Annotated in this window: 2 protein-coding genes; both read right to left on the reverse strand. The window is 46.6% G+C overall.

Annotation, left to right across the window (positions count from 1 at the left end):
• Positions 1–578: DNA cytosine methyltransferase (locus tag PGX78_RS08705; protein WP_270446563.1), on the reverse strand; the 578-nt coding region annotated here is incomplete at its 3' end.
• The coding region (locus PGX78_RS08710) for a DNA cytosine methyltransferase (protein WP_270446564.1) at positions 565–967 on the reverse strand (403 nt) is incomplete at its 5' end. The genes PGX78_RS08710 and PGX78_RS08705, both read right to left, overlap by 14 nt.

Consider the following 967-nt stretch of genomic DNA (forward strand, 5'->3'; position numbering starts at 1 on the left):
TCGGTATGAAGGGAATCGCCTAAATAGTCGTAAACGGTCATCGGCTTTTCGGTTTGTCTCCCATCAAGTAGTTCGCCGAGAAAATCATCTTTGTCTCCGAGATGTCCCACCATGAAGAACCGCATTCTCGCCTGCGGTACGCCACAGTAACTTGCGTTAAGAATTCTTGTGGTAAGACCATATCCCGCATCCTTAAATATCTTTGTTGCCTTGGGTAGAACAGGCATCCTCTCAATGTTATATACATTCTCCATTACAAACCATTTAGGTTTGAGTCGGCTGATAATCTCCGCATAGCGAATAGTAAGATTTGCGCGTTCGCCCATGTTTCTGTATCCGGCTATTGAGAAGTCCTGACATGGGGGACCTCCAATAATAATATCAGGATGAAGCTCCTCGATTTGATTAACCGGAGCATCTTCGTTTAAGTCGGCTTTATAGATGGGATGAGTGAAATTCTTGCTAGAGATGTTTACGGCAGGTTCCCAATTATCAAAAGCTGCGACAACATCAAAGCCAGCGTTTTGGAAGCCGAGCGACATCCCTCCGCAGCCGCTAAATAAATCAATCGTTCGCATTTTCTTTTCTCCGTTTCGGTTTGCGGTCATATGTCCGTAGTGCGGTAGCGACATATTCAGCCAGCTTTACCGGGACAGCGTTGCCAATCATCTGATTAAGATCGGTTTTATTCCCTTGGAAAACAAAGTCCCTGGGGAAAGTCTGGACATAGCTGCGTTCCTCAATAGTCAGCGCACGGACTTGTGGTCCTATCTCGACTGGGTCGGAAGGGTGACCGGGATATCCTGGAGGAATCGGTCTGTCTACGCCTCTTATTGTTTGGCAAGGTTCATCAATGCTGAATATGCCGCGTCTGCTATAACTTCTTGGTACGCGGAAATAGTAATCGATTCCCAAAGAATCACCAAAGTAGTCGCGCATGGACATAGGTGCGTCAGCTAAGTTCCTG

The sequence above is a fragment of the Megasphaera sp. AF13-6AC genome, assembly GCF_027685385.1.
GTDB lineage: Bacteria > Bacillota > Negativicutes > Veillonellales > Megasphaeraceae > Megasphaera > Megasphaera micronuciformis.